22 protein-coding genes are annotated in these 21,722 nt (G+C 54.6%); 12 read left to right on the forward strand and 10 right to left on the reverse strand.

All coding sequences use genetic code 11. The features are described from left to right. Positions 1-38: 38 nt before the first annotated feature. From MKY64_RS21680 to MKY64_RS21690, 3 genes are all read right to left on the reverse strand, one after another. Positions 39-608 carry an RDD family protein gene (locus MKY64_RS21680; RefSeq protein ID WP_340955640.1) on the reverse strand — a complete coding sequence of 190 codons (570 nt, stop codon included), beginning with the start codon at positions 606-608 and terminating at the stop codon, positions 39-41. 30 nt (positions 609-638) lie between these two features. Continuing rightward, a complete protein-coding gene (locus MKY64_RS21685; RefSeq protein WP_340955642.1) occupies positions 639-1,226 on the reverse strand; it encodes a hypothetical protein in 588 nt (195 codons plus the stop codon). A gap of 148 nt (positions 1,227-1,374) precedes the next feature. Beyond that, entirely contained in the window at positions 1,375-2,280 is a 906-nt protein-coding gene (locus MKY64_RS21690) for a L,D-transpeptidase family protein (protein WP_340955643.1), read from the reverse strand. 257 nt (positions 2,281-2,537) lie between these two features. Here MKY64_RS21690 and MKY64_RS21695 point away from each other — a divergent pair, with 257 nt between their 5' ends. Beyond that, the gene (locus MKY64_RS21695; protein ID WP_340955644.1) at positions 2,538-3,095 is read left to right on the forward strand and encodes a hypothetical protein; all 558 of its coding nucleotides are present in this window, start codon (positions 2,538-2,540) and stop codon (positions 3,093-3,095) included. A 135-nt stretch (positions 3,096-3,230) separates the two neighbouring features. On the opposite strand, the gene MKY64_RS21700 is transcribed toward MKY64_RS21695, so the two are convergent. After that, on the reverse strand, positions 3,231-4,214 hold the full coding sequence (locus MKY64_RS21700; protein ID WP_340955646.1) for a sugar kinase: 984 nt from the start codon (positions 4,212-4,214) through the stop codon (positions 3,231-3,233). After that, on the reverse strand, positions 4,211-5,266 hold the full coding sequence (locus MKY64_RS21705) for an SPFH domain-containing protein (RefSeq protein WP_209878793.1): 1,056 nt from the start codon (positions 5,264-5,266) through the stop codon (positions 4,211-4,213). Before MKY64_RS21705 ends, MKY64_RS21700 begins: the two co-directional genes overlap by 4 nt. Before the next feature lie 283 nt (positions 5,267-5,549). Here MKY64_RS21705 and MKY64_RS21710 point away from each other — a divergent pair, with 283 nt between their 5' ends. Together MKY64_RS21710 and MKY64_RS21715 are read left to right on the forward strand one after the other, a co-directional pair. Beyond that, positions 5,550-6,533 (forward strand): ABC transporter substrate-binding protein, encoded by a 984-nt coding sequence (locus MKY64_RS21710; protein ID WP_340955649.1) that lies wholly within the window; start codon positions 5,550-5,552, stop codon positions 6,531-6,533. Positions 6,534-6,667: 134 nt separating this feature from the next. Further along, on the forward strand, positions 6,668-8,341 hold the full coding sequence (locus MKY64_RS21715) for a helix-turn-helix domain-containing protein (RefSeq protein WP_339254043.1): 1,674 nt from the start codon (positions 6,668-6,670) through the stop codon (positions 8,339-8,341). On the opposite strand, the gene MKY64_RS21720 is transcribed toward MKY64_RS21715, so the two are convergent. After that, entirely contained in the window at positions 8,338-9,033 is a 696-nt protein-coding gene (locus MKY64_RS21720) for a copper homeostasis protein CutC (RefSeq protein ID WP_339254041.1), read from the reverse strand. The two genes, MKY64_RS21715 and MKY64_RS21720, sit on opposite strands and share 4 nt — an antisense overlap. A 213-nt stretch (positions 9,034-9,246) precedes the next feature. Here MKY64_RS21720 and MKY64_RS21725 point away from each other — a divergent pair, with 213 nt between their 5' ends. Continuing rightward, positions 9,247-9,918: a sensor domain-containing protein gene (locus tag MKY64_RS21725; RefSeq protein WP_340955651.1), complete on the forward strand. Its 672-nt coding sequence runs from the start codon at positions 9,247-9,249 to the stop codon at positions 9,916-9,918. A gap of 111 nt (positions 9,919-10,029) precedes the next feature. After that, entirely contained in the window at positions 10,030-10,632 is a 603-nt protein-coding gene (locus MKY64_RS21730; RefSeq protein ID WP_340955654.1) for a hypothetical protein, read from the forward strand. 28 nt (positions 10,633-10,660) lie between these two features. On the opposite strand, the gene MKY64_RS21735 is transcribed toward MKY64_RS21730, so the two are convergent. Next, complete coding sequence (locus tag MKY64_RS21735; RefSeq protein ID WP_339254035.1) at positions 10,661-11,152, reverse strand: NAD(+) diphosphatase; 492 nt, start codon at positions 11,150-11,152, stop codon at positions 10,661-10,663. Between the two features lie 236 nt (positions 11,153-11,388). On the opposite strand from MKY64_RS21735, the gene MKY64_RS21740 reads away from it, so the two are divergent. After that, positions 11,389-12,123 (forward strand): glycerophosphodiester phosphodiesterase, encoded by a 735-nt coding sequence (locus MKY64_RS21740; RefSeq protein WP_339254033.1) that lies wholly within the window; start codon positions 11,389-11,391, stop codon positions 12,121-12,123. A gap of 88 nt (positions 12,124-12,211) precedes the next feature. On the opposite strand, the gene MKY64_RS21745 is transcribed toward MKY64_RS21740, so the two are convergent. Both MKY64_RS21745 and MKY64_RS21750 read right to left on the reverse strand, forming a co-directional pair. Beyond that, positions 12,212-13,063, reverse strand: a complete 852-nt coding sequence (locus tag MKY64_RS21745) for a diguanylate cyclase domain-containing protein (protein WP_209878805.1) — start codon at positions 13,061-13,063, stop codon at positions 12,212-12,214. Between the two features lie 202 nt (positions 13,064-13,265). Beyond that, positions 13,266-13,844, reverse strand: coding sequence for a histidine phosphatase family protein (locus MKY64_RS21750; protein ID WP_076079535.1), 579 nt, complete (start codon positions 13,842-13,844; stop codon positions 13,266-13,268). Between the two features lie 196 nt (positions 13,845-14,040). Between MKY64_RS21750 and MKY64_RS21755 the strand changes: the two genes are divergently transcribed. The 6 genes from MKY64_RS21755 to MKY64_RS21780 all read left to right on the forward strand — a co-directional run bounded on the left by MKY64_RS21755 (position 14,041) and on the right by MKY64_RS21780 (position 20,727). Continuing rightward, positions 14,041-15,207: a phosphodiester glycosidase family protein gene (locus MKY64_RS21755; protein WP_339254030.1), complete on the forward strand. Its 1,167-nt coding sequence runs from the start codon at positions 14,041-14,043 to the stop codon at positions 15,205-15,207. Between the two features lie 214 nt (positions 15,208-15,421). Continuing rightward, positions 15,422-17,044 (forward strand): spore germination protein, encoded by a 1,623-nt coding sequence (locus MKY64_RS21760; RefSeq protein WP_209878809.1) that lies wholly within the window; start codon positions 15,422-15,424, stop codon positions 17,042-17,044. Then, on the forward strand, positions 17,041-18,144 hold the full coding sequence (locus MKY64_RS21765; protein WP_209878812.1) for a GerAB/ArcD/ProY family transporter: 1,104 nt from the start codon (positions 17,041-17,043) through the stop codon (positions 18,142-18,144). Before MKY64_RS21760 ends, MKY64_RS21765 begins: the two co-directional genes overlap by 4 nt. Next, positions 18,141-19,376 carry a Ger(x)C family spore germination protein gene (locus MKY64_RS21770; RefSeq protein WP_339254026.1) on the forward strand — a complete coding sequence of 412 codons (1,236 nt, stop codon included), beginning with the start codon at positions 18,141-18,143 and terminating at the stop codon, positions 19,374-19,376. Before MKY64_RS21765 ends, MKY64_RS21770 begins: the two co-directional genes overlap by 4 nt. 12 nt (positions 19,377-19,388) lie before the next feature. Further along, positions 19,389-19,622 (forward strand): hypothetical protein, encoded by a 234-nt coding sequence (locus MKY64_RS21775; RefSeq protein WP_076079529.1) that lies wholly within the window; start codon positions 19,389-19,391, stop codon positions 19,620-19,622. A 10-nt stretch (positions 19,623-19,632) separates the two neighbouring features. Further along, positions 19,633-20,727 carry a GerAB/ArcD/ProY family transporter gene (locus MKY64_RS21780; protein WP_339254024.1) on the forward strand — a complete coding sequence of 365 codons (1,095 nt, stop codon included), beginning with the start codon at positions 19,633-19,635 and terminating at the stop codon, positions 20,725-20,727. On the opposite strand, the gene MKY64_RS21785 is transcribed toward MKY64_RS21780, so the two are convergent. Then, complete coding sequence (locus MKY64_RS21785) at positions 20,719-21,621, reverse strand: AraC family transcriptional regulator (RefSeq protein WP_339254022.1); 903 nt, start codon at positions 21,619-21,621, stop codon at positions 20,719-20,721. The two genes, MKY64_RS21780 and MKY64_RS21785, sit on opposite strands and share 9 nt — an antisense overlap. Positions 21,622-21,722: the final 101 nt, after the last annotated feature.

Here is a 21,722-nt window from a genome sequence, read left to right on the forward strand (position 1 = left end):
GGTGCAGACCTCCTGTTTCAGGTATTATACGCATTGCCTTATGCTATGAATTTCCCTGTCTGATAACGGTCCAGCGCCGTTTTATTCACCACATAAGTTCGGGCCATCAGATCATGCAGCGCCCGCTTGCGCGGGGTAAATGCGATGAATAGGCAATCCACGACCACTACCCAGCCAATAAAAGCATTCAAATCCGCTGCAAGCGGACTCCAGTTCACGAGACTGCTTGGGATGGAGGACAACGCCTCAGTATTCAGACCCACAATCACTGCCAGGAAGCTGTTAACAATAATAAAACTATCCCTGATCAGAGCCTGCCTGAGCAGTGGATATCTTCCATTCTCATCAACGATTCTTGCCCCCAGAAGCAGCCTGCCCGGTGTGCCTCCGTACCGAACAACCATAAATACATTGAACGCCATAAGCAGTACAAACTGTATAAAAAGCGGGAACGCTGACCCTGCCGATTCTGCAGCAGAAACTGAAATCCGTTCCAGCAAGTAGGTTGGAAAAATAAGAATCAGAAAATCGATGAAATTAATCAGCACTCTTTTCCAAAAGCCTACAAAATCGTACACATCAAGCTGCTCCTCGATCCTCGGCCCCATACTTTCACCCCTCACGCAAAAGTAGTCTCATCAATCATGTCCATCACTCGTTTCCAACACACCCTTCCCCCGCACATACCTGCCCACATGCTGCAAAATCTCATTATTCTGCTGTACGATGATCCGCTTAGCCTGATACTGTTCGGTTAATGCCATGATCGCAGGAATACCCTCCCTCCTGAAGCTGCGGTTCCATTCCAGCAGCATCACCCGGAGATACTTGAACGACTGCTTATAATTCCCTTGCTCCAGCCCCAGCCTGGTCTTCACGAACCTGCGGATGACCCGGGCATCCTGTACATAAGCGTTAGGCTGAATCAGGAATATCAGATCTGCTTGCCGGAAGCTTTCTGTTCCCCACTGGTAATGTACGCCCTCTATGATCCACGACTCCGCATCCATAGCTTCCGCGAGCTTGCCATCCCGTACCTCCGGGGAGTTCTTGGTGTTGTCCCTGCGATCCCAGACAAAATTATCCGTTTCATAGCACGGAATTCCGTAACTTTGAGCTAATTTCCGGGCGATATACGTCTTCCCGCTGCCGCAGCCGCCTATAATACGTACTCTAATCTTCAGTCCCTCCCCTGGCAGATCAAGAATATAACAAATCTCTCTCATATTACTATTCTCTATGTATCCTGTCACTCTACTCCACCCGGTTAAACACAGAAGCCAACCCATCAATAATCGATCGGCTGGCTTCTGGAGCCGCAGTATACGGCGGCATCTTGGTTGGATAATCTGGCCTTGTGCAGCCACTACTACTTTACAGCTTCACTGCTCCCTCTTTAGCATTCCAGGTGAACGGCAGGCCGAACAACGGCGTTAAGCTGCCCAGCGGAATGTACAGGCGGCCGTCTACACTTTTGGAGGCTAGCATCTCTACTGTTTTGCCGTTCACTTTGGCCTTCGTGCTAAGCGGCTTGTGAACTGCTGTCTTCTTGCCTATTGTGATAATGAGCGCCCCGGTTCCCGCCTCCTGCATCAGGCTTCCGCCCAGCAGCTTCACGGATTCACTCAGTGGAATGTATACCCGCGAATCCTCCAGCAGGAAGGAATTCTTCACCGGCAGCTTCTCCCCGCCCTTGACAAAAGCTCCCGCAATCATCGTAGATCCCAGACGGTAGCCGTTCTTCTCGGCAATGCCCGCCATCTCCAGGCCGGAGGTTGTAATGATTACCCGGGTATTCTTCTTAATCTTCGGATACAGCCAGTGAATATCATCATTGTGCATGCGGATGCATCCGGCGCTGACATATTTACCGATAGAAGATTCATTGTTGTTGCCGTGAATGGCGTAGGTGGTGCCGTAAGTATCATTGACCTCCAGCCCCAGCCAGCGGTCCCCCAGCGGATTGGCCGGATCGCCTCCGGGAATCTTATCCTTGTAGTAGGGTCTGTTTTTGATTTTGACCACCATCTTGAAGCTGCCTTCAGGCGTCAGGCTTTTCGTTTTACCGGTAGCGACCGGAAAAATCTTCACCAGCTTACCATCGCTGTAATACGCCAGTTTGTTCGTTTTTTTGTTCACAATGATCAGATCTGAGGAAGACGATGCCGCAGCAGCCGATCCTGTGAAGCATGCGGTCACAAGCATTACAAATACCAGTATTAGTGCGATGCTTTTGGGAAAATACGTTTGAATCCGGCTTACCTGTTCACGCTGACTCATAGTTGCCCCACCTCCAGGTTATGGATGATTCTGGATTGTCTTTTCTACATAGACGTTCATTTGCCGCAATAGTTGCAGAGCAGCCTGTACCTATTCTTATCAACTCGTCCCGCCCGGAGTGACGCAACGTTTGCAATATTGTAACCGTTCTGGGCGGAAGCGCCTCCCTTGCACACCGAAGCATGAATATTCGCCAGCGCCATCAGAGATAATAAGCCCGCATGACCAAAACACCCATCTCAAGGAGGCCAACTATTTTGAATACCAACTCATCTGCACAGATCCGGGAATGCGAGCAAATCGTTCAACAGCTGATGGCACAGACCCAGCAGGGAACGCAGAATTACCAGCAGCTTCTTCAGCAGGAGCAGCAGGATGCCGCCAAGCTCCAGGAGCTTAGCCAGCATAACAGCAAGGCCATTCAGATGATCCAGCAGGCGCTGCAGGGCCATCAGACCGCGATGCAGCAGCTGCAGCAGATCTCGCAGTCGGTCAGATCGATGGAGCAGTTCCCGCAGACTTCCGGCTTCAATACCCATACAAGCATTCCAAGCTTCAATTCCGGGAACCAGATTGGACTAATGCATTCTATGGGACAGAACCAGCCAATGGGCCAGAGCCACAATACAGGAATGGGAGGGTATAACTCCTCCTTCAGCCCGTCCTTCACTTCAAACAGCCAGCCGGTGAACTCACTGCATAGCCCGATCAACGCGGGGATTAACCATCAGCCGATGCATACGCCAATGCAGACACCGATGTCCGCAGGCTCCTCCTATAACGCTCCAATGAACCAGGGACGAAGCTTCCAGTAGGAAGAGCGGGGAGCATAGGCAGCTTCTCTTGAACGGCTGTTTTGTATCTAAAAAGGGTTCTCTCAGACCGCAGCAGCGGAAGCTGAGAGAACCCTTTTGGCGTACCCGCCACGCCATGAACGGTCCGCGCCTCGTCTAGACTACCAGCCTGCCGGTCTTCTCCGCGAGCCCAACCGTCGCTTCCACCCCGGAGTTGAACTCCAGATAATCGCTCTCCACTCCATCGCTGAAGATCACGCCATCCTCTGGCATCTGCGACGTAATGCGCAGCGGCAGACTGCTGCTGATTCTCCCGAATACCAGCTCCGCTGAGGTCGTCCGGCTTGGAAAAGGCTCCCGTACGGTGAAATACAACTCCGGATGATTCCAGGCCAGCCCGCTGCCCGCATTGACTGCGGCAACCTCCGCAGACACCCGGGCTGTCTGGTCAGCAGTTGCATCCTGCATTTGTGCGGCACGGCTGACGATACCCGCAGCTCCGGCGAGCACACTCTTGAGCCAGCCCGTGGAGCCCAGGCCGGTCGAGACAATAATGCCGCTGGAGGACTGCTGCTCCAGCTGCCCGTTCAGCTCCAGCTGATACCGGGCCGAGACATGGGTCCGGCGGCCGATGAACAGATCGTTCACCCCGTACAGACTCTGCCCGTCATTCAGCTCCACCTTGGCAAGGGTAACCTCGCGGACCTGGCGCTGGGCACGCAGCACCTCACTCACCACTTGCCGCACCTCCTTGACTCTGAAGGGCAGCAGCACGCCATCCCAGCGCAGCGGGTCAGGATTCACTCCGATCAGCGGCTGCTCCTGAAGGTATTTCAGCGTATTGGCGACCAGACCGTCCTGGCCCAGGACCACTACGGTATCCTTAGCCCCGAAGATGAAATTCGGCACATGCTGCCGCTCCAGCACCTGGAGCCGGCCGATGGCGCTGAGCTCGGTCACTGCGGTCTCCACCGCTTTGCGGTATTGGAAATCCTCGCTTAAGTAGTCGCTGAAATCGGCTCCCAGCCGTTCAATATAGAACTGGGCCTGCTGGATTGTGTTGTAGCGGACCACCAGCTCCTCCAGGCGTGTCTTGCGCTTGATCAGTATGATTTTGTTCTCCGAACCCCGGCTGCTCATCGTCCGTTACCTCCTCTTTCTGCTCCGGCTCCACCTCCTGCCGAGCCGGCCATGATTCCTTGCAGCAGATCCGGTGTAATGTTAAGCTGGCCGATCTTCCCGGCATTCACCGCTAGCTCCTGGAAGGCGATGGCGATCAGCTTATCCGGGTTCATGCCGACATTCGTCAGCGCCTGCAGGACGTTAGGCGATACATTTTGCAGCGAATTCATTACCGCCGTCAGCTCGTAAGCCTTGGCATCCGCTTCGGCTCTCTTATTCGCTATGGCCAGCTCAATCAGCGCCTGCTTCTTCTCCTCCAGCTCCGTATCAAAAATCAGCTGCTCTTCCTTCATCTCATTCTGCTTCTGCTTCGCTGACCGGTCAGAATCAAGCAGCGCCTCACGCATCTGTCTCTTCTTCGTCTGAACGGCGATCTCCGTATTCAGCTCATTCTCCTTCACCCGCCGCTCCTGCTCAATCGAAGCATTGCGCCGCTCATATAGCGCGTTATCCGCGCTGCGGAGCATCTCCTCCCTGGCCTGCGCTTCCAAGGCCCGCAGCGTCTCCTTATTCGGTACAATCGCCAGAATGGACAGGCCCATCAGCTCAATGCCCAGCTTCTCAATCTCCGCACTCTGGCCGATTTCATGGGTAATCATCTTGGCAAGACGTTCACTCGACTGGATAGCCTCCTTCAGCGGGAGCTGCCCGAGCTGCTTCTTGGTCAGGACCTTGGCGATATTAATCACCCGCTGGGCCAGCTTGTGCGGATCGTCGGAGAGATAGGTGTTCTTTTTGAGATTATAGGTGTAGTTGAGGATCTGGGTGGTCTTGCGGTAATCGACAATCCGGTAGGTCAGCTGCCCCTGGACGGTTACCGTCTGATAGTCCGCCGTAATTTCCTCGAACATAAATGGAACATCGATCGAGGAGACAGGCACGACAACCACCGAAGTTGTCGGCGCATAATAATGAAAAGAAAGCCCGACCCCTTCACGCACTACCTTGCCATTCTTCACCTTGAGCACATAATCACTAGGCTGAAATTTCACAAACCGGAATCCAAACATGATCATTACCTCCTAGGGGGTGTATTCTGAGTCATCTGTTGAGCAAAGGTGAACTCAGTTATTAATTAATTGTTATTATTAATTTGTTATTAACAACATCATAGCAGACCTTTTTGATATTATCAATATGTTATTAACAAAACGAGCAAAAAAATATTGTACAAATTCAAATGCTGCCTCGTGTTTTGTCCATTGAGTAACAACTGGCTATAATTTATGATGATCTAAACGATAATGATTATCATTATTGGTAATCACAATACCTTTGGGAGGCATACATACAATGAACAAGACTCGACAACCCTTCGCTATCCTGGGCATGCTCTTCCTGATGGGCACTTTACTGCTCGCCTGCAGCAGCAATAAGAATAATCAGGGGAGTAGTGCAGCAACCACCGCACCTGACGCGCAAACCACTGCTGAAGCTGCAGCTACTACCCGTTCACACACGGATTACAAAGGCCATACGGCAGAGATTCCAGTGAATCCGCAGCGGATTATCTATTCCGGAGAAACGTATGGCGATCTGCTGGCACTTGGTGTACAAGCCATCGGCTATCCGCTCTCCATGGGGGAGGGCCAGGTCTTCGAGGACAAGCTGACCGGAATTGCAGATGTCGGGTTCCCGATCAATCTGGAGAAGACGCTGGAGCTTCAGCCCGATCTGATTATCTACGCCGGTATTGATGAAGCTGATTACGACGCTCTCTCCAAAATCGCTCCAACGATTATCTTCGATACCTTCGCCCCCCTGAAGGAGCGGATGCTGGATATTGGAGATATTTTAGGCAAGAAGCAGGAAGCGGAGGCTTGGCTGGCCCAGTATCAGGCGAAGGAGGATGCGATGTGGGCCCAGCTTAAGGCTGCGGGCATGAAGGACGGTGAGACCGCTTCGGTCTTCACTTATTATCCGGGGGACCGGCTCTTCGTAATGGCAACGACGGGCCTCTCGCAGGTACTGTACGGAGAGCAAGGCTTCAAACCTACCCCTGCTATTCAAAAGGTGCTGGATGCCGATATGGGCTTCCAGGAAATCTCACTAGAAGTGCTCCGGGAATACGCCGGAGATCGTATCTTCCTGCTGACTCCGGTAGCAGACGAAGCCAAGCAATCGACCGACAATCTGCTGAAGAGCGCGGTGTGGAACAGCCTGCCTGCCGTTAAGAACGGCTACGTCTACACACAGGACATCACGAAGACCTCCAGTGATGCTACCACCAGAGAGTGGCTGCTCGGCGAGATTCCTACCATGCTGGGCAAGCAATAATTCCGGGGCAGACAGACTGAAAAGCAGCTTATCAACGCCTGTTGATAAGCTGCTTTATTTTATATACAATATTGTTTATTGATAATCGTTCTCAATATAATTCAATTCTAAGCTGTCTGAAAGGAGTGCCTGCCTTGCGCGAGCCTGACCACGACCACCTGCCTGCACTCCCGTCCGCCCCTCTCCGTTCCCTGCTGTTTCAATTCAGGAGCATTGAACTGGTGATGCTGAGCGCTGACACTATATCGGCTATGCAGACAGCGGAGCAGCATACGCTACTGCTGTTTACGGGCGGGCGCGGTGAACTCGGAATCACTGAGCAGACCTCACTCTCTGTGCATGCGGACAAGTGCTGTCTGCTGCCTCCCGGAACCTCATACAGTCTGAATAACCGGGAGCTGACGCTTTATTTTTATGTGTTGACTTTTGCCGCTTTGACTACAGGGGATTCCCCTGCGTTCTACGTAGATGAACTGCTACCGGGGCAAAAAGAGCTGATTGTCCACCCCTTCACCAGAGTGATCCGGCTGGCGGAAGAGCTGCTTGCGGATCATAACGGCAGGGATGAGCTCCAGCATGTCAGACAACAGCTCCAATTCCAAGAGCTGCTGCTCCTGCTGCTTGAACAGAACTACTCCACCCGCCAGCTGCCAAGTCCGGCGCAATCGGTGGAGAGTACGATACACTTCATGCAGCAGCATTATAGGGAGAGTATCACGGTGAAGCAGCTCGCGGAGCTGGCCGGTGTCTCCCCCTGGCAATACACTCCGATCTTCCAGAAACTGACCGGCCAGCGCCCACTCGATTATCTGACGGATCTGCGCATTGGGCACTCGAAGACTTATCTGCTTGAAGCCGCCGAGCCGCTGCGCGAGATTGCCCTGCGGGTAGGCTTCTCCGACGAATACTACTTCAGCCGCCGCTTCCGGCAGAAGACGGGAATGACTCCCGGGCAATATGCCCGGTCGCAGCAGCGCCGGATTACGGTCACGGACTGGACCGGACATTCGGTGGACATCCCGGAGCGTCCGAAGCGTGTTGTCTACCACGGGGAGACACTGGGCGATGTGCTGGCGCTGGGGGTGAAGCCTGTCGGCGGCGACGAGGCGTTTGCCCGGGGCAGCGTCTATAGCCACCGGGTCAAGCGCTTAGCCAATGTCGGATTTCCGCTGGACCCGCAGCTGACCCGGTCCATCCGGCCTGACCTGATTATCCTCGCAAGCCCGGATGAACAGATCTACCGGGGTGTATCCGGCATCGCCCCAACACTCACCTTCGACTCCTTCGCACCGCTGGAGCAGCGGCTGCGGATTCTTGGAGAGTGGCTCGGGAAGCAGCGCGAAGCTGAGGTCTGGCTGCAAGCCTATCATGCCAAGAACGCAGCCATGTGGCAGCATCTGTACGCCGGGGGACTCTTGAAGGGTGAAACAGCTTCGGCGCTGTTCTATGACCATGGCAACCATCTATACGCCATGGGAATGACCGGCTTGTCCACGGCCTTGTATGCCCCTGGCGGCCTGCAGCCGACAGCGGAGATCAAGGACATTCTGGACAAGGATCTGGGGTTCCGCGAAGTGGACCCGGCGATGCTGCACAGCTACGCAGGGGACCGTGTCTTCATGCTGATTCCAGAGCGGGAGGACTCCCGGGAGGCCATGGAGCAGCTGCTCCAGACGGAGCTCTGGAGCAGTCTGCCTGCCGTGGAGCAGGGCCATGCCTATATGCTGGATGGAGCCAAATGGAATTCCGGCGATGCGCTGACCCGGGAGCGGCTGCTGACGCTGCTGCCCAGACTGCTGGGCCTCTAACAGGGCTTGAGAAGCGCACGGATGGCTTGGAGCCGCTCCGGGTCAATAGGCTTTAGCGGATCGCCCTCCTCCCGGACCGCCGATCCGAAGTGTACCCGGCGGACTCCGGTCCTTGTAACGAAATCCTTCAGATCTGCGGCGTTCAGACCGCTGCCTGCCAGGATGGAGAGCGAAGAACCGGCAGACAGCCGTTCCAATACGGCGAGCCTTACCATACCGCCGGGTGTATTGGCCGCAGCAGTCCCGCCGGAGGTCAGGATATCGGTAATCTGCGGATACCGCTTCAAGACCTCAAGGGCTTCAAGCTGGTCCTGCACCTCGTCGAACGCACGGTGGAAGGTAACCTCCATCCCCCCTGCCCGCTCCAGCAGCCGATTCAGCAGTTCTTCATCTATTGTCCGGTCCTGGCGGAGCATGCCCATAACCAAAGACAGTCCGCCTACCCCGGCTATATGCCGGATATCGCGCAGCATGGTCTCCACATCGGATGTATCATACACGAAGGAGCGGGCGTGCGGCCTGACCATCACTCTCACAGGAATACTGACCTTCTCCCGGACCGCTTCGATCAGTCCCAGACTGGGCGTTAATCCGCCCTCCCGGATACCCGTGACCAGTTCAATCCGGTCAGCACCATAACGCTCCGCTATGACCGCATCATTTACTGTAGTTGCTATAACCTCTAACAGCATAAATTGCTACACTCCCCTTCTTAGTCGTAATCCTTATAAACCGCTCTACCCTTAGTATAAAGATAAACATTGTAAATAGCAGGAAGATTCCTGACTATGTCAGTACTAGACCTGCGACCAGGATTTTTCCCGCCTTTTGGAGAGTGTGTTCTCTGGATGAAGCCTCTATACTGAAGAAGTTGAAATTTGGAAATCCGGAATGGAGCGCCCTGAATGATAAGACAAAGTATACACGCGTGGAAAATGCTGATCCTCTCTCTGCCTAAAGGAATCATCGCCTTCGTAATTGCTGTTACAGGTCTATGTGCAAGCCTGCCCTTGATTATTGTATGGGTAGGGCTGCCGCTGCTGGCCCTGACCTTGGCCTGGTGCCGCAGTATGATGTCCAGTGAACACAAAACAGTTGAAGCCTGGTCCAGCGGCAACAGCCGACGTGGAACAGGACTGCCTGCTGCCGCAGATCATGCTCCCGCCTTCCACTGGGAGGGGCTGCGGGCATTAGGACACCAGCTCCGCGAAAGGGAGTCGTACCGGGGAATCCTGTACAGTCTCCTCCAGCTGCCCGCAGGTATTCTGGGGTTCACACTAGCACTGGTTCTGCCTGCGGTGGCCTTCAGTGCTCTTGTGTCACCTGTGGCCCAGCGAATCAGTTCATCGGTATTCTCCTATGATCTGAATATGCTGGACCCGGAGTTCTTCTTCTTCCTGTCCGGCACAACCTCAGATGAACGCTCGTGGATTCTATGCGGAACCGGATTTGTACTGCTGCTGATTCTGCCGCTGCTGCTTGTAGGTCTTGGACGTCTGTACGCGGCCTGGATCAACGCAGTTTCAGGAACACCTGTGAATTCCACCAGTACCCCGCTTGAAGTCATACATACCTGATCTCTTACCGCATATCTATTAATAGTTCACTTGCCAAAGCTTACGAAGCGGGTTGTGCCCGAAGTGATTGCAGCAAGGGCAGCCCGCACAACCTTGTGAGGAGGCGGTTCAGTGCTCATGATTCTGGTGTATCTGTTTGCTGTGCTTGGCGTGTCTCTCCTGCTGTTGGCTGCGGTTCTTCAGTACAGACTCTCCCATCCCAGGGCTGCGGGCCATAGCGGGGCTACCCATGCCCTGTCCGCCTTCAGCCTGAAATTCCCCCAGCGGTTCATAACTCCAGACGAATCCCATCTGATTGCCCTGGATGAAGAAGGCCAGGCGCTCGCCATCGGGCTGCTGCATCCAGGGAAGCCGGAGCCGGCGACAGCCACCCTGTATACGTTCGATGCCATCCTTGGAGCAGAGATTGTCGAGAATGCCCTGACGCTCAGCAAGGTCAGCAAGACCAGCCGGATTACCACCAGTGCACCGAGAACAAGGGCAGGTACCGCCGTAAGCTATGAATTCACAGAGCCTGTCCAGGGCGGCAGTCCTGCCGAAGAGATCCGCGAGCTGACGCTCAGAATCTATTTTAGCAGCGCAGATACGCCTGTGGTATCCATTCCTTTTCTCCCGCCGCGCCTGCCGGCCCGCAAAACAGATCTTCAATATTCCGCAGCCTTCCTGGAGGCGCAGCAGGTACATGAGAGAATCCGCGACATCGTCTCTGCATAAGGGAAGCCTTAGCCTTCAGAACTCGCAATTACCGGACAACCGCTGTAAAATCCTCCAGAGCCCTCCCCTGTCTCAGCTTATCAATAATTGTAAGCAGGAAGCTCTCCGCGAGGCTGCCGGGTAATATGGCGTCCGCAGCTTCATCCAGTGTGAACCAGGCTGCGTGGTCCAGCTCGTCGCTCATGGCACTCAGGTCCTCCGTGTCAGCCACACTAATGTAATTGAGCATTAATGTATTAGACGGGGGGAAATACTGGCTGCGCATATATTCATAAGCAATCACCTCAAGCCCCGCTTCTTCCTTCACTTCACGGGTCAGGGCCGCTTCGGCGTTCTCTCCCTTATTCACATACCCGGCGAGCAGAATGTAATCCTTGCGCTTATACTGCTGGATGAGCAGGATTCTATCAAGTCCGCGGTTCAGTACGGCTGTACTCATCGCTGTGCTGAACACAGGGAATCTGAAGACGGCGCATGAATCACAGTAGGGTACCTCACCTTCTCCATTGCATTCCTTCATTACCAAGCGGCTTCCGCATTCCAGACAAAACTTCAAGCTTTATCGCTTCTTTCTGTAGGTAGTATAGTTGTTGTCTATTCTAAGCGATTGCTTCCGAACGTACCACGGTAAAATTCAAGAAACCCGTCCTTTATAGAACAGGGGACAGGGTTTCTTGACGTGATGTGGAATATACTATAAGGGGCCCGGACACTACGGGCTGCATTACATCATAGAGATGGAGGGAACTACTCGACATGAACATCATTAATTTCGCGCATCGCGGCGCATCCGCAGCCGCCCCGGAGAACACAATGGCGGCCTTCCGCAAGGGTCTGGAGCTTGGTGCAACCGGCATTGAGACCGACGTACAAATGACCAGTGACGGAGCAGTAGTAGTGATCCATGATGAGAGTCTTAACCGCACCACTTCAGGCAGCGGTTATGTGAAGGATAAGACGCTTCGTGAGGTGCTGGAGGTGGACGCAGGCTCCTGGTTCAGCCCTGAGTTCGCAGGAGAACGGATTCCGACACTGGACGAGCTGCTGGATCTGCTGCAGGGCCGGGAGACGATTCTGAATATAGAGCTGAAGAACGGGACCTTCCTCTATCCCGGTATGGAAGAGAAGGTCATCGCCGCTGTAAGGGAGCAGGGCATGAGTGAGCGGGTGGTGATCTCCAGCTTCAACCATTACTCCCTGGCGTACTGCAAGTCGCTGGCACCGGAGATCCGTACGGGTATTCTCTACGGAGAGGGGCTGTACCGTCCTTGGAATTACGCAGCTACATTGCAGGCAGATGCACTGCACGCCCATCATTCCTCGGTCCTGCCGGAGTTCGTGAATGCCGCAGCGGAGAAAGGCATTGTCTATCATCCGTGGACGGTTAATGATCCCGAGCGGATGCAGGCTCTTATCGATGCTGAGGTGGCGGGGATCATTACCGATCATCCGGATGTTCTGGCCGGACTGCTGGCTGCCAGAGGCGTCTGACATATGTAACACGGCTGCGCTGTCCATAGGATGGCGCAGCCGCTATTGTCAAAAAAAGCCCCACAAAGTGGGGCTTTAGACGAAATATTTATTGTGCCCTTGAGCTGCTGACCAGCTTCACGGAAGGAATACGGCTCTCCTGCTTGTATACGGCATAACGCCCGCTTCCCAGCTGCTTGGCACTGTACATAGCCGAATCCGCCTCTTGAAGCAGCTGCTTCGGGTCAATCCGGCCCTGGCTAATCGTCACGCCTACACTGGCGGACACGAATAATTCATGGCTCTCCAGCTTATAGGTCCGGGTGATGCGCTCCAGAACCTTAAGGGCAAGCTGCTCTGACTCCTTACGGCTGCAGCGTTTGGCGATAATGACGAATTCATCTCCGCCCACCCGGAAAATATGCCGCTTGCCTTTGCAGGTAAATTGCTGCAGGCTGGTTCCTACAGCCTCCAGTAAAAGATCCCCTGTATGATGGCCGAGGGTATCGTTAATCGATTTGAACCGGTTCAGGTCCAGATATAATACCGACAGCTGCTCGCTCAATTTGCAGTGATCCCAGAAATGATCCATTCCGTTCTTGTTCAGCAGGCCGGTCAGCGTATCCCGGTATGCCAACTCCTTGAGCTGGTCACGCTCTCCAAGGATCATGCGGATCCGCAGGAACAGATACAGAATACCGGCAAGTGTCAGCATGTACAGGAACAAAGAGATCAGCAGGCTTCTGCCTTCTGTAGTGAAGCCGGTTATGGCTCTTCTGCCCAGCAGATGCATGCCGCCAAGCCCGGCACTGATTACCAGCACCACAAGACTCGAGCGGACCGCCCGGGTTCTTTGCGGTTGTCTGGAGAAATCCTTTGTCAATCTGAGCGTGCTATATACGGTCAGGACCCCTATAAGTATGGATAGAATCGTCAGCATATAATTGCGGGCCTCTTCCACTAGTCTTACGCCCTCCTTCAGCCTATCAATGAATTTATGGTTTTATCGCTTTTAAGCGCTACTGTACAGGATCCGACTGAACATATTCTGAACAACTCCGGCAGGGGATGCTGGACATTAATACCCCCACCGGATCAGCACTAAGCATATTATCGGCAGGACCGGCGCTTTATTGTAATGAAATGCTCGGAAATATCCCGTCCTATCCGTCCATATGCTCCGCGCTGTTGTACAATTCACAGCTCCAGCTGTCATTCTCATTGACCAGGCAGGTGATAGAGGTGTTCTTCAGCAGCACGCTCACATCCAGGGAAGGCACAAGTCCGGCCAGCGTACTCCGCAGAATAGCCCCGTGGCTGACGACCAGCACATTGCTGCCGGGATGGCGGGCAGCAAGCTCTTCAATCGCCCGGACTCCCCGCTCGCGGGCCAGCTCCTGGCTCTCCAGCTTCAGATCCATCGTCTTCCACTGGCTGCCGAAGCGCTCGATCCGCTCGCTCTCTGTGGTTCCTTCAATCAATCCGCCGTTCATCTCCCGGATGTCCGGAAGGAGACCGGCCAGCGGGATGCCCAGCCTCCCGGCGATAGTCTCCGCCGTCTGTCTGGCCCGCAGCAGGTCGCTTGAATAGATATAATCCCACGCTTCGCCGCTAAGCCGCTCCGCAAGCACGCCGGCCTGCCGGAAGCCTTCCTCGTCCAGAGGATTATCCGTGTGGCCCTGGACCCGGCCCTCCTGATTCCAGCGAGTGCTGCCGTGCCGGATTAAGCCTATTCTTGTCATGATCGCTACCACCCTTATATGCAGATATTCTAATGTGTTCCCATTATAAACTAACCCGCTGCTGGATGCATGCTCCATTGACGGTAACGGAAGACGATTATATGATGGTAGCTCAAGTGCTGCATTCTGGGGCCTGTTCCAGAATCATCCTAACCTGCAGATCAACCTGCTATAAGCAAAGGAGATTTTGTGTATCATGAAAAAAATGCTCACCCTCTTTACCGCCTTCTGTCTGCTGGCTGTCCTTCTTCCAGCACTGCAATCCGGTGCCGCTGCGGCGCCGCAGGCCAAGCTTGCCGTATATGTGGACAAGGAGAATCACTCCTTCATCCCGGTCCGCTTCCTGAACGGCTTCGCCGGTATCCAGTCTGTGCTTACCGCTTCCGGCGGCCAGATTGAGATATCACGCGGCGAGAATTCCATTAGCTTCACTCCAGGCAAGCCCGGGGCTTCCGTCAACGGCAAGCCCGTTACCGCAAGTGTGCGGCCTTTCAGTGAGAACGGGACCACCTATGTCCCCTTGTCTCTTGTAAGCCAGACACTTGGCATACAGCTCCAGTGGAACAAGGAGGCCGGTTCGCTTACGCTGACAAGCGGGGCTGAAACAGGCACCGCTGAGACAGCCACCCTGCCTGTACAGAACGGCAGCCTGATCAAGAGCGGATCGCCCGCTGTAGTCAGCGGACATCATACCTACAAGGTCGGCGGCCGCTCCTTCAGCGTCCAGACGGTCACAGTCTCCCTGCTGCATCCTTCGGTGAAGCTGGATGCTGTTCTGGCCGGGAATACCGTCGGCAAGACAGAAGCTCTTGCCAGCATCGCCAAGCGCAGCAATGCCGCCGCCGCGATCAACGGCACATTCTTCGCCGCCTATACTGACGGCGCCTTCAAGGTTCCTTACGGCTACATCATCAGCGGCGGGAAGATGCTGAAGAACAGCTCCGGAGATAAACGGGCTGTCTTCGCTTACGACAGTAATATGCTGTCTGAGCTGATTCCGGGCAGTGAATTCAAGGCACGCTTCGATTCCGGTTCCGTTCTCGGCGCACTCCAGGCGGGACCACGGCTGTTGGTCAACGGGAAAGTCGCGCTGAATGTGGCGGCCGAAGGCTTCCGGGACCCCAAAATCCTGACTGGCGGTGGCGCCCGCAGCGCATTGGGCATCACCCGCGATCATAAGCTGATTCTGCTGACCTCCGGCGGGGCAACCATCCCCCAGCTGGCGGAAATTATGAAGCAGGCCGGAGCCTACCAGGCGATGAACCTGGATGGCGGTGCCTCCAGCGGCCTGTACTACAATGGCAAGTATCTGACGACTCCGGGACGCCTGATCAGCAACGCTCTGGTCGTACAGACTAAATAATGCACCAAGCTTAGAGTGTAAATCTTAAGTGTGTTGATGAAACTGCCTTTATGGAATGCTGAGAAGCGGCCATTCCTATGGGCAGTTTCTTTTTTTGATTCCAGCGGCTCCTCAAGCGGGCTCAGTTCAGTCTGTAATCAGGCAGAATAAGGAATACGCCTACGGGGGATAATACACCAACACATCCAGATTTCAGCAGAAGGGAGCCCCCGAGATGCCTCAAGAGCCGAAGAAGAGCCGCCAGACTACCAAAGATCCTGTAGAAACCTCCGTGCCTGCACCGCTTCCGCTGAAGCTCTCCCTTGAGGATAATTTACAGGAGTTCAGCCGCCGGATCGGCAGCAGCTCGGATATTGTCATCCGCCATTATAAGAGTGAAGCCAAGCCTCCACTTACCCTTGCCTTCATTTATATTGACGGTCTGGTCAACGCAGATACGGTCAACCAGGCGGTGCTCCAGTCTTTAATGGAGAACAGCACGCTGAACGGAGATAGCATTACCACAGAAGCTGCCTTCAACCTAATCAAGGAGCACATTCTGCCGGTTGGGGGAGTGAAGGAGGCCCGGACCCTGGAGGTGCTGCTGCCCCTGCTTTTTGACGGCTATACCCTGATTCTGTTCGAGGGGCTTCAGGTCGCACTGGCCGCCGACACCTCCGGCTGGGAGAAAAGAAGCATTAATGAGCCGACCTCCCAGGGGGTTATCCGCGGGCCCAAGGAAGGCTTCACCGAGAGCCTGCGCACCGGAACCGCCATGCTGCGCCGCCGCCTGAAAACCGCTGATCTGCGGATTGAGGAATATACCATCGGACAGCGTACAGGGACCGGAATTGCCCTCGTCTATCTGAAGGGCCTTGCCAGTGAACAGGTGCTGACCGAAATCCGCCGCCGGCTGAACGCCATCAATACCGACGCCATTCTGGAGAGCAATTATATTGAAGAATTCATACAGGACGGCGGACTGACGCCTTTTCCCACCATTCAGAATACCGAACGTCCCGACGCCATGGCCGGGGGCATTCTGGAAGGCCAGGTGGGGATTGTCATTGACGGCACCCCCTTTGCCCTGCTGGCCCCGTCCACCTTCTTCAACTTTTTTCAATCCAGCGAGGATTACTACCAGCGGTATGATATTTCCTCCTTTCTGCGGCTGATCCGCTACGGTGCGTTCTTCGTCTCTATGCTGCTGCCTGCACTTTATATTGCCGTTACTACCTTTCACCAGGAGATGCTGCCGACCACGCTGCTGATCAGTCTGGCTGCCCAGCGGGAAGGCGTTCCGCTCCCCGCCTTCGCAGAGGCACTGCTGATGGAGCTGACCTTCGACGTCCTGCGTGAAGCGGGGGTACGTATGCCGCGGACCATCGGACCGGCTATCTCTATCGTCGGTGCGCTGGTGCTGGGGCAGGCTGCCGTTCAGGCCGGGCTGGTCTCGGCGGCGATGGTCATTGTGGTTTCTTTTACCGCCATCTCGAACTTCGTGATTCCGTCACTGGCCATCGCCAACTCCATCCGGCTGATCCGCTTCGTGATGATGTTCATCGCTGCCTCGCTCGGCCTGTTCGGCATTATGTCCTTCCTGATGGTGCTGCTGATTCATATGGCAGGCCTGCGCTCCTTCGGAGTTCCCTATCTGTCTCCGGTAGCGCCGATGATTCCGCGTTATCTGAAGGATATCTTCATCCGCGTTCCGCTATGGGGCATGAATATGCGTCCCAAGACCAATCTGGGCAAGGAGACCCGCAGACAATCACCGCACCAGAAGCCGCAGCCGGCTGAAGACGCAGCCAAGCCATCACCGGCACAGCCTAAGCCGCAGGGAGAGGGTCCAGCATGAATGGAAAAATTGGCACCACGCAAGCCGTCCTGCTTGTCGTCAATACCATACTGCCGACAGCTACCGTCGTGCTTCCTATCATTATCAGCACCTATACTGAGCAAGACGCTCCGCTCGCCATTATTCTGTCTACCCTGGCGGGTCTGCTTATTGCCTGGATTGTCGGAACTGTGATTCAGAACAGCAACGGCGCTCCTTTTCTGGACTGGGTCGGGGAGAAAAGCTCTCCGGTAGTGTCCGTGATCCTCGGTCTGCTGATGCTCCAGTTCTACCTGGACACCACGGCAACTATTCTGCGTGAATTCGTTAATTTCCTTAAAGACAACGTCCTGATCAACACCCCGATCACGGTGCTCGTCATTCTGATTCTCTTCATCACCATCTATATGGTAAGGCAGGGCATTGAAGCTATCGCCAGAGTGAACAGTCTGGTGATTCTGCTCTATCTGTTCTTCGTACCGCTGTATCTGCTAGGGCTGTACAGCGACCTGAATGTGCATCATTTGCTGCCCATGTTCGACCATAGTCTGGCTGAGATCACCCTGGCGAGCCTGACACCGACAGCATGGATGTCTGAAGTGGCGGTACTGCTGTTCCTTGCCCCTTATCTGCAATATCCTCAGCGGGCCAAGATTATCGGCTGGACAGGCCTGCTGTTCGTTGCAATCCTGATGATGTTGATTCTGATCACCGCCCTGATGGTATTCGGCCCGGAATTCATTAAGCTGAGTGCCTACCCCGGCTTCGCTACCATCAGCATCCTCCGGGTCGGCCGGTTCATAGAGAAGCTGGATATTCTCTTCATCTCTTACTGGGTGCTGTCGATCTATCTGAAATTTGCCATCTTCCTGTTCGTGACAGTGGAGTGCTTCAAGCAGACGTTCCGGGTCAGCAGCAGCCGGCCCTTCATTGGAGCTCTAGGTCTGATTATTGCCCTGGAATGCCTGTTCTCCTGGCAAAGCTCAGCCAAGCTGAACAACTACAATCAGGAAGGGCGGTTCGTGGTCTTCTTCCTGTTCAACGTCCTGGTGCCGCTGGGCGCGGTACTGCTGAACAGGTTGCACAAGGCCCGGTCTAAACGGAAGGGGCTGGAGACATGATGAACAAACCGGGCACCCTGCTGCGCCTCCTGCTCTGCCTCCCGCTTCTATCCGTTCTGCTCTCCGGCTGCTGGGATGACCGGGAGCTTAACGAGCTGGGCATTACCTCCGGCTCCGCCTACGACTGGGAGGATAATCAATGGAAGGCGACTTATCAGGTCATTAACCCCTCCTCAGGCGCCAGCGGGATGGGTGGCAGCGGAGGAGGCAGCACCAGCTCGCCGCCCTTCCTCACCTTCACAGTCAAGGGGCGGACGATCATGGAAGCCATTGAACGAACGAATCTGACCAGTACGCGGGAGATGTTCTTCTCCCACTCCAGAATCACCGTCATCGGCGAGAGCCTGGCCAGACACGGGATCAATCAGCTGATTGATATGTTCCTGCGCAAGCAGGATGCCAGAGAAACGGTCTTTGTGTTCATCTCCCAAGGAGATGCCGGGATGATTCTGGATCAGCTGATGCAGATGACCAAAAATCAGGGCGCCGGCATCCAGCTTATGATCGAACAGGAATCAAGGCTCTTGTCCTACTATCCGGGAATTCGGCTGTATGAGCTGGCGATGGCGCTGTCCTCCGAGTCCAAAAGCGCGGTGTTGCCGGAGATACTGCTGACCGGCTCCCGAACGATGGATGAGACCAGTGAGACCGCAGTTACCGACCTGCCCTCGCGGCTGGCGCTGGGAAGGCTGGGCGTCATTAAGGGGGATACGTTCGCGGGCTGGCTCAGCCAGAAGCAGGCGTTTGGGCTTTCTTTTCTGACCGATAACATTGATTCTGCCACCATCGCCTTCCCCTCGCGGCCGGCAACAAGCGACAAGCTGGATGCTTCCTTCATCCTGCAGAATTCGGCCACCACCGTCCACCCGGTCTGGGACAAGGATCATTATGTGATGGAGGTTAACGTCAAGGGCAGCGGTGTGCTGACGGAGCTTGGCAGTGTCATGGATCTGAACGACCGCAAGGCGATCAGTGAAATGGAGACCTCGCTGGAGCAACGGGTGCTGGAGCTAATGAATAACGCCTGGGCGGAGGTCAAGCGGCTGGGGGCAGACGTCACCGGATTTGCTGTGAGAGTACACCGGAGCGATCCGAAGCGCTGGAAGCAGATTGAGAAGGAGAAGAGCTGGGACAGCATCTTTCAGGAGATTGAGCTCCGCCCGCAGGTCTCCATCGAGATAGAACGGACCGGACTCAGTAATAAATCATTCAAGTCTGTCCAGCAGAAGTAAGGGAGCATATCTATGAAAATAGCTATTACTCTTCTACTCTATGCGCTTGCCTATGGTTGGGGGTGGACGAAGCTACGCGGAGAAGAACGCCGCCGGCGACGGCTCTTACTTGGCTGCATTATGGGGTACGGGGCGTATCTTAATCTATGCGGAATTACCAATACCCCTCATGTATCGCTGGGCAGCCTGTATACGGCGTTCTTCCAGCCTGTCGGCAGAGCCATTATCTATTGGTTAGGAGGCTAAAGATGCAATCATGGTGAACAAAGAACAGGTCTCTTCCCTGCAGATTGCGTTCATGATTATGCTGTTTGAAATCGGCAGCACGCCGCTGTTCCTGCTTGGGGGCACCGCTAAGCAGGATTCCTGGCTGGCGATGTGTGCAGGTTCAGCGGCGGGCTTCGCCCTTCTCCTGGTGCTGATGTGGATTCAGCACCGGTCTCCGGGCACGGACCTGATCGGAATGCTTAAAGCTCATTTCGGCACAGCTCCAGGGGCGTTCATCGGCGCGGTCTACAGCCTGTATTTCGCCTATCAGTCCATGCGCAATGTCCGCGACCTCGGCGAGCTGACGGCGATGACCATGCTGCCGAGAACCCCAATGGCCATTACGATGCTGGTGTTCGTGCTGCTGGCCCTATATGCGATCTGGAAGGGGGCGGAGGTTGTCTTCAGGCTGCCTGAGGTACTGCTGCCGGTCATGCTGTTCTTCTATTTCCTGCTTGTTGTGATGCTTAGCATCATGGGGGCGATTGATCTCAGCCGTCTGGCGCCGGTGATGGAGGGCGGGCTGAGGCCGGTTCTGCAAGCGGCACTGCCGGAGATCGTCTCATTTCCCTTCGGGCAGATGATTGTCTTTCTGATGCTGTGGACGCTATGGGAGAAGCCCGGTGTGCCTGTAAAATACACAGTGAACGCCTATCTGCTCATCAGCGCATTCCTGATTTTCATGAACGCGCTGAATGTGGCCGTCCTCGGCCCGGCGATAGCGGGAGTGAGCCAGCTGCCTTTTCTCAAAACCGTCCGGGTACTGTCCAATCTCAAATTTGTCGAGCGGCTTGATATTCTGGTCACGATCCAGCTCTTCCTGGGGCTGCTGATCAAGATGATGCTCTTCTACTTCTGTTCCGTAAAAGCTCTTGCAGAGCTGACCGGCAAACCGGCCAAATGGTGGGTCTTCCCTGTGGGGGCAGTCATCTACGGCTCCTCATTCCTGGAACGGGATTACACCCAGCATATCGCCGTCGGCCTGGGGCCGAGTCTGAAGCTTGACCCGCTCTTCCAGGTTGCCATTCCGCTGCTGCTGGCCCTGTCGATCTGGGTGCGGGGCCGGTTACAGCGTTCAGCTTGAAGCAGAGTGCTCCGGCTGCTGGTCGAACTTCAGATTCTGCGGCCCGGACGGAAGGTTCTCCGCACCTGTAGAGCCATCCGTTACGGGAACATCCTTGCCTACTTCCTCGAATTCACATTCCCCCAGCCATACCTGTCCGCTTCCGCTCAGCAGAATTCCGATATTGATCACATCGGCTTCTGACGGAATATCCATGACGCAGGCATAGTGGTTCCATTCTGTGGTTCCTTGTATGCTCCGGTTCTGCATGTTGTCAAATGCCAGCATATTCTGCTGATGATCATCCACCCTCATCCACAGGCCGCTCCAGCCGGTGACATCCTCCGTTCTAACGAACCCGGAGAAGCGCATCCGTCTCCCCCGATACTCTCTTGCCTGAAACTGCTGCATCAAGGTTCCAAAACCATTGTCGTCCTGCGCAGCCTCTTCTTTGGAGTGAAGATGCATCGAGGGACTTGTCTTATAGCAGACGCGGGGATCAATCTCGACCTTATATTTCTCCTGGTGGGTACCTGTAATATACCAGCCTGTAATCTCTGACATTGTAAATACCTCTCTTTCTTGAATCAATAGTCTCACCTGCGATCTGTACTGAGCAGGCGGCAAATCATAAATTTCCTTGAAAGCTCTTGTAAAAGCCTCCTGGCTCTCAAAGCCGCACTGCAGCGCAATCTCAAGAATACGTGTCTCGGAGTACAGCAGAAGATTGGCTGCTTGGCTGAGACGGCGGGCCCGGATATATTCATGGACATTTTTATTCACATATTTACGAAAAATCCGGTGAAAATGATATTTGGATAACCCCGCTGCCTTAGCCACCTTCTCCAAATCCAAATCCTCTTCCAAATGCTGCTCAATAAATTCGATGCTCTTGTGAATCAACTGATAGTGCATGACTCTCACCCCCTCCACAACTCAAAGTATATAGCAGACACCGGAAATACTTTTGATAAATCTTGCTGTATCCATCTTTCCCTAGGGAAACATTATTGTTG

It is taken from the genome of Paenibacillus sp. FSL R7-0210, assembly GCF_038009085.1.
In the GTDB taxonomy this organism is placed as follows: domain Bacteria; phylum Bacillota; class Bacilli; order Paenibacillales; family Paenibacillaceae; genus Paenibacillus_AQ; species Paenibacillus_AQ silagei.

Bases quoted from the DNA above. Each gene is read 5' to 3' on its own strand.
- MKY64_RS21680 (WP_340955640.1), bottom strand. From the start codon at position 608: ATGGGGCCGAGGATCGAGGAGCAGCTTGATGTGTACGATTTTGTAGGC.
- MKY64_RS21685 (WP_340955642.1), bottom strand. From the start codon at position 1,226: ATGAGAGAGATTTGTTATATTCTTGATCTGCCAGGGGAGGGACTGAAG.
- MKY64_RS21690 (WP_340955643.1), bottom strand. From the start codon at position 2,280: ATGAGTCAGCGTGAACAGGTAAGCCGGATTCAAACGTATTTTCCCAAA.
- MKY64_RS21700 (WP_340955646.1), bottom strand. From the start codon at position 4,214: ATGAGCAGCCGGGGTTCGGAGAACAAAATCATACTGATCAAGCGCAAG.
- MKY64_RS21705 (WP_209878793.1), bottom strand. From the start codon at position 5,266: ATGTTTGGATTCCGGTTTGTGAAATTTCAGCCTAGTGATTATGTGCTC.
- MKY64_RS21710 (WP_340955649.1), top strand. From the start codon at position 5,550: ATGAACAAGACTCGACAACCCTTCGCTATCCTGGGCATGCTCTTCCTG.
- MKY64_RS21720 (WP_339254041.1), bottom strand. From the start codon at position 9,033: ATGCTGTTAGAGGTTATAGCAACTACAGTAAATGATGCGGTCATAGCG.
- MKY64_RS21725 (WP_340955651.1), top strand. From the start codon at position 9,247: ATGATAAGACAAAGTATACACGCGTGGAAAATGCTGATCCTCTCTCTG.
- MKY64_RS21735 (WP_339254035.1), bottom strand. From the start codon at position 11,152: ATGAAGGAATGCAATGGAGAAGGTGAGGTACCCTACTGTGATTCATGC.
- MKY64_RS21740 (WP_339254033.1), top strand. From the start codon at position 11,389: ATGAACATCATTAATTTCGCGCATCGCGGCGCATCCGCAGCCGCCCCG.
- MKY64_RS21750 (WP_076079535.1), bottom strand. From the start codon at position 13,844: ATGACAAGAATAGGCTTAATCCGGCACGGCAGCACTCGCTGGAATCAG.
- MKY64_RS21755 (WP_339254030.1), top strand. From the start codon at position 14,041: ATGAAAAAAATGCTCACCCTCTTTACCGCCTTCTGTCTGCTGGCTGTC.
- MKY64_RS21760 (WP_209878809.1), top strand. From the start codon at position 15,422: ATGCCTCAAGAGCCGAAGAAGAGCCGCCAGACTACCAAAGATCCTGTA.
- MKY64_RS21765 (WP_209878812.1), top strand. From the start codon at position 17,041: ATGAATGGAAAAATTGGCACCACGCAAGCCGTCCTGCTTGTCGTCAAT.
- MKY64_RS21770 (WP_339254026.1), top strand. From the start codon at position 18,141: ATGATGAACAAACCGGGCACCCTGCTGCGCCTCCTGCTCTGCCTCCCG.
- MKY64_RS21775 (WP_076079529.1), top strand. From the start codon at position 19,389: ATGAAAATAGCTATTACTCTTCTACTCTATGCGCTTGCCTATGGTTGG.
- MKY64_RS21780 (WP_339254024.1), top strand. From the start codon at position 19,633: ATGGTGAACAAAGAACAGGTCTCTTCCCTGCAGATTGCGTTCATGATT.
- MKY64_RS21785 (WP_339254022.1), bottom strand. From the start codon at position 21,621: ATGCACTATCAGTTGATTCACAAGAGCATCGAATTTATTGAGCAGCAT.